Annotated in this window: 5 protein-coding genes and 1 tRNA gene; 4 read left to right on the top strand and 2 right to left on the bottom strand. The window is 62.7% G+C overall.

Annotation, left to right across the window (positions count from 1 at the left end):
- Positions 1-259 precede the first annotated feature (259 nt).
- Together K1Y02_24820 and K1Y02_24815 are read left to right on the top strand one after the other, a co-directional pair.
- A complete protein-coding gene (locus tag K1Y02_24820) occupies positions 260-1,768 on the top strand; it encodes a hypothetical protein (protein ID MBX7259604.1) in 1,509 nt (502 codons plus the stop codon).
- A 101-nt stretch (positions 1,769-1,869) separates the two neighbouring features.
- The gene (locus K1Y02_24815; GenBank protein MBX7259603.1) at positions 1,870-2,292 is read left to right on the top strand and encodes a hypothetical protein; all 423 of its coding nucleotides are present in this window, start codon (positions 1,870-1,872) and stop codon (positions 2,290-2,292) included.
- Between the two features lie 469 nt (positions 2,293-2,761).
- On the opposite strand, the gene K1Y02_24810 is transcribed toward K1Y02_24815, so the two are convergent.
- Positions 2,762-3,184, bottom strand: coding sequence for a hypothetical protein (locus tag K1Y02_24810; GenBank protein MBX7259602.1), 423 nt, complete (start codon positions 3,182-3,184; stop codon positions 2,762-2,764).
- 968 nt (positions 3,185-4,152) lie between these two features.
- Between K1Y02_24810 and K1Y02_24805 the strand changes: the two genes are divergently transcribed.
- Both K1Y02_24805 and K1Y02_24800 read left to right on the top strand, forming a co-directional pair.
- Complete coding sequence (locus tag K1Y02_24805; protein ID MBX7259601.1) at positions 4,153-4,431, top strand: DUF4224 domain-containing protein; 279 nt, start codon at positions 4,153-4,155, stop codon at positions 4,429-4,431.
- A gap of 11 nt (positions 4,432-4,442) precedes the next feature.
- On the top strand, positions 4,443-5,498 hold the full coding sequence (locus K1Y02_24800) for a tyrosine-type recombinase/integrase (GenBank protein ID MBX7259600.1): 1,056 nt from the start codon (positions 4,443-4,445) through the stop codon (positions 5,496-5,498).
- A 77-nt stretch (positions 5,499-5,575) separates the two neighbouring features.
- Here the strand turns inward: K1Y02_24800 and K1Y02_24795 are convergent.
- Positions 5,576-5,651: transfer RNA gene (locus tag K1Y02_24795), tRNA-Asn, on the bottom strand.
- Between the last annotated feature and the right edge of the window lie 50 nt (positions 5,652-5,701).

Genomic DNA, 5,701 nt, shown 5'->3' with positions numbered 1-5,701 from the left:
TCCTTGCTGCAGAACCGGGCGAAGTCCGCCTTGGGGTAGCGCTGGGTGGCGGCACCGGCCTGACGCAGGCGCGAGGCCGCGTCCGATTTGGCCCGTGGACTGGCCATGTTGCATTCCTCCCAAGGACGTGGGATAATTCACTAGTGGACGATATGTGCCGCATATATCGCCCACCGACTCTTTGTACAGCCGATCATCGCACGGACGGCGCTTGCGCGCACCCCGTGCCCAACGGAACTGCGGCTTAAGGAGATGAAAAATGTCGAAACCGAAGCCGATCCCCAGCGCCATTCACCTGATGTACGGCGCGCAGTCCCCCTTCGTCCTGGTGGCCCTCCCGGCAGACCTTGAACGCTTCCCCGGTGGTGGCGGATGGGCCGTGACCGTGAGCCGCGGGCCGCGCATGCGCGCGGCCTTCGCGAGCAACACCGCCAAACGCGACGGCGCCGTGGCCGACCTCAAGCGGGTCTGCAGGGACAACAAGCTCTTGGTCTGGGGCACCTATGAAAACCAAAGGTCGAAGCTCACCTACATGCACGACGACCCCGACTGTCGCGGCGTCGGAAAGGTGTTTCGGGGATCAGCAGCCAAGCTGACCCGCGGCCGGCTTGCGTGCGGATGCAATCGCCAGGCGGCGGCAGCGCGCCGCGCCCTCGACGTTTCGGCGGCGGCCGAGCTGGCGCGCCAGCGTGGCGGCAAGCTTCTGTCCGCTTCATACGAGAACAACGCAACGCCGCTGCAATGGAAGTGCGCGCAGGGACACGAGTTCTCGATGAGCCAGAGTGATGCCAGTCGTGGACGTTGGTGCCCGCATTGCGCCGGGTCGCGGGCGAATGCCCTGTGCAAGGTGATTCTCGAACGCCTGCTGAGCGTTCAGTTCATGCCCGAGCACACACCAGCCTTCCTTGCCAAGGCGTCCGAGGAGGCCGGTCTCGCGGGCGTCCTCCGCTTCGATGGCTGGTCCGAGGCGGAACGCATCGCCTTCGAACATCAGGGCCCCCAGCACTACGAGCCCGTTGTTCGTAACAACACCGCGGATGGGCGTCCCAACGTCGAGGCCGCGCACCGGAAGCACGTGTTGGGGACGAAGTACGACGCCATCAAGGTATGGGCCTGTGCCGGACAGGCCACGCTGATCGTCATCCCCGACATCAGCATCCGCGGGTACGGATACGCGCGTTCCAAGGACGTTGTCGCGACCATCGTGTCGGCCGTCCGCGCTGCCCTTCCTGCTGCGCGCCTCGACGGTGCATTCGAGGCGGCAGTCAAGGATCTCCAAGCGCTGGACCGCGCCGGCTGGCAGCGGCTCATCGAACCGATGTTCGCGGGAAGCACGCGCATCCGGCGCCTTCGTCGGCTCGCAGCTTCCAAGGGAGGCCGAGTCGTCTCCATCACCGACGACAACAACGCTGTGTTCGAATGCAGTCTCGGCCATCGCTGGGACGCCCAGATCAACAACGTGCTCGGCGGTACCTGGTGCCCGATTGAAGGCGTCAAGCTCCGCGCTCAAGCTCGCCGACTCACGATCCCCGCGCTCAGGGCGCGCCTCAAGAGCATCGGCTTGCACCTTGGGTGGGGCGACGACGAGGCGCAGGCCAAGTACAAGAACAATCAGACTGCTGTTCCGGTCATTCGCCTCGCCTGCGGTGGCCGCTTCACGCGCCGCGTCGGCAAGCTTCACGTGCGGTCTCGCTGCCCGGGCTGCAAGGGCAAGCCGGTGTGTAACGGCCACACGCGCCGTAACAAGCGCGGCCCGACCTTTCACTGAGTTCCGCGACAGGATGAGCACGGAGTCGGGCGGCGGTTCGCGCGGCGGACGGGTAGGACTACTGTCCGCTCCGCACCGTGAGTCGATTTAGGAACCCCGGGATGGCACACCAACGCGATGATGATGCGCAAACGCGCATCGAAGCCGAAGGCTGGCGGCGTGACTTCGAACGAGATGGGCCACTCTATACCCATTTTCCCCTGACCTTGGTAAACGGGAAGTCAATTCCTGCCGTGCAAATCGTGTGCGACGGATGCGGCGGACGACTTTCGGGGACTGCCGTCCGGGGCCGCGTAGTCAATTCGCTGCCGCACGTGGTCACAGTAGCCGCGAACGGCATGTGCGCGGCGTGCACACGTATCACACATGTCGATTGTCGCTTCCGTGCGCATGCAGACGAAACCATAATCGAGTGGCTCGGAAGCGACGGGCGGTGGCAGGCCCGCGCGATGGAAGACATCTCGCGCATGGAGCAAGTTGTAGGGCTCTTCATCCAGTTGATGAAGAAACTCATCTCCCGTTGATGACCAACGGGATAGCCAATCCCGGCCTACACAGGTGGCACGTCCAGCAGCGCCGCAACGGGCGTACTGTCAGTCCATCCTAGTCAACGCGGCCACCGCACGAGTCGCAGCACGAAGGCACCGGGGCGCCGCGCGTCCTCGGGCGGGCCGACCGCCCGACCGCAAACAGACCCCGTGCGTAGGCGCGGCAAGGGACACGCGCGGCGCTGGAGGGCGACACGGTCGCGTCGCAGGTCAAACCCCTGCTGCCGACCTGGGAGGTCGGCAGCAGGTTGGCTTATCAGGAAAGGACAATCGCCATGCGGAGGTCGGCGCAGAGGTGGGCGCTAGTCTTCCAACGCCAGCACGAAATTCGTGTCACTGCGACCTTCGGCCCTTCCGTTCGTTGTCTCCTACCTGCCACCTGCCGCCTGCCACCTGCTACCTGCCACAGTCAGAGGCGCGAAGGGCATTACCAACCCACCGCAGTCTATCGCTCAGGCCATCGAAGTCCCTCACCACGAGGCAGTAGCATGGCGACGAACTTGGCGCGCCAGCCACGTAGAGCGAGCACGCGGCGGCCGATTGCGATTGCTACCCGCATCGTCTCCCAGCCACAATCTTCACTCTTTGCGATGTCAAGTACGTCAGCGGGCACGTACGCCTGGACAAATCCCTGAGCGTTCTTGTTGGCTCGGAAGCGTTTCATCCGGACGGTCGAGCCTTTTCGCGCGGAAACACCAGCCGTCTTGGGCTTCTCCCGAACATAGGCAACCATCTTCTTTAGACGATGTTCTTGAGCGAGGTGCTTGTCCTCATTGGTGTCATTCACTTCGGGTACCGAAGGTTCCGCCTGCACATCGGGAAGTGCGGCTTCGGAGTTCGGTACTTCTGCTACGTCTGTCTTCTGCAAAGTCGGCCTCGTTGTCGATCAACTTCGCGAATCGAGTTCGCGATGACGGCAGAACGCGCGAAACAGCCGGGCGCTCATGGCCGCCCGTGATCACGCACGCCTCATGTGAGGCGGCTCCTGCCATTTATGCCAACCCTCGAAGCGAATGCCCGAGCTGCTGGCCAAGGCCAAGCGCACGAAGGCGCGGCCGATCGACTTTGCAAGATCAATGTACTACGGGCGGCGTACCTGTTACGACATTCCCAGTGGTTGGTCTGTGGGTGTGACGCGAACCGTTGCATTTCCGCGACGAAGCGCAGGACACCGGCAACCGCGAGCGCGCATCAGGTCTGGTCCGTGGTCTTATGACGGACGACGAGTAGGGACTGTTGGCGGTTTCCGCAGCGCCCCTCCTGTACATGCGTTGCTGCCCTCGCAATATGCTGCGGGTCCTGGATCGTACGGCGTCACAGTGACGCCCTACTGTGACGCCTCGTACGTAGGCTGTACCCGCCTGTGCAGAAATCCGACTACGAGACCGTCACAGTGACGCGTCACTGTGACTCCTCAGGCTGCGAATGGGGCGAATTCGAGTGGTATGCCCGAAGTCCCACTCTGACATCGCCCTTCCGAATTCGTCGCGTTGGTGAAATCGCCGACGATCATGCTCACGTTCATGTAGACCAACGAACTCTCGAAGATCGCAGACGCGAACCCGCGACATGCGTCGCTTGCCCCGCCCCATGTGCGGGGTCGGCCGGCCGGCCCGGCCGACGACATGTCGCGGCGCTTCGGCCGAGATATTGCGCTGACGCATCCGCATCATGCCAATTTTTTTTGGTACGCTCGAACCACGTCGAAAACCGGCGCGGGCTCGCTGGCAGAGCAGTCAGCGAAGACACAAACGGGTCCATTCGTGGCTACCCGAGTTTAGAGCGGATGCGCGCGGCGGTCGCCGCGCCCGCGAACAAACTCGGGGTACAAGGGCCATGGACCGTCGTGCTGCTTCCCGGCCTGGAGCTTTGCATGACCGCGCATCGACGAAACGCCAACCGCCGGCGTTTCTCGACCGCGACGAGATTGCATTGCTGACCGGCTTTCAGAGAAAAGCGCGCCAGATCGAGCAGTTGAGGCGTATGGGTGTTGCGTTCTTCATTAACGGATGCGGTCGTCCCGTGGTCACACGTGCTGCCATTGAAGGAAGGGCCGAGGTGGCGCCGCCACGCACTTGGAGCCCCTCAGTGCTCGATACTCAAGGGCGCGCCTAGATAAATTTGCCATGGGCCGCCGTCCTACCAAGCATTTCAACCTTCCATCGCGGCTACGCGCACGCACATTGGCGAGCGGCCGCACGTACTACTATTACGACAAGGGTGGAACGCCACGTCACGAGATTCCGCTCGGCAGCGACTACGCTTTGGCAGTGAAGAAGTGGGCTGAGATTGAAATTGACGCTCGGCCTCGGCATGTGGAAATCGCGACGTTCCGCTACGTTGCTGAACGCTACCAACGCGAAGTCTTGCCAACCAAGGCGCCGCGTACGCAACGCGACAACTTGAAGGAGCTGTCAAACCTGCTTGTCTTCTTCGATAATCCGCCGGCGCCCATCGAGCAGATCGCTCCGCAGCATATTGCGGAATACATGAAGTGGCGCAAGGACGCCCCGGTCCGCGCAAACCGCGAGAAGGCGCTGTTCTCTCATATCTTCAACAAGGCCCGCGAGTGGGGCTACACGTCGGCTGCCAATCCCTGTGCCGGGATCAAGGGATATACGGAGCACGGTCGCGACGTGTACGTCGAAGACGAAACTTACAAGGCCGTGTGGGATGCTGCGGACTGGCCGACGCGCGATGCCATGGACCTCGCGTACCTCACAGGCCAGCGGCCCAGCGACGTATTGAAAATGCGATTGAAGGACATCCGTGACGGCTTTCTCTGGCTCACCCAGGGTAAGACGAACGCGAAGTTGCGCATGGCAATAGAAGGCGAGCTTGCCGCCCTGGTGGAACGGATCCAGGGACGCACGTACAAGGTGACCAGCCTTGCGCTCATCCGCAATGAGGAAGGTCAGCCGCTGTCGGCTTCGGCGCTGGATAACCGCTTCGAGGATGCAAGAAAGCGCGCAGCAAAGATTCTCGAAGATGCCGACCGGGAAGAGGAAGCGGCCGCAGTGCGGCAGTTCCAGTTTCGCGATCTACGGGCCAAGGCCGGCACCGACAAGTCCGATGCCACGGACATGCGGCAAGCTCAGCAGCAGCTCGGCCACAAGAACCTGAAGATGACCGAGGTCTACGTGCGCAAACGGGCCGGCGCGAAGGTCACGCCAACCAAATGATCCACAGAATTGCGGAACGCGCGGGCTTTTGCGGAACGGCGCGGGCCCGGCGAAATCGCCGGAACCCGCATGGATATTGGCTCCCCGACCTGGGCTCGAACCAGGGACCTGCGGATTAACAGTCCGTCGCTCTACCGACTGAGCTATCGGGGAAGGGAGGAACGAAGCCGCGCATTATAGCAGCCCCGCGCAGGCAGCGGCAA

The sequence above is a fragment of the Candidatus Hydrogenedentota bacterium genome, assembly GCA_019695095.1.
Classification (GTDB): Bacteria; Hydrogenedentota; Hydrogenedentia; order Hydrogenedentales; family SLHB01; genus JAIBAQ01.
Note: the sequence above shows the minus strand (reverse complement) of the source record. Positions and strands in the feature narration are given on the sequence as shown.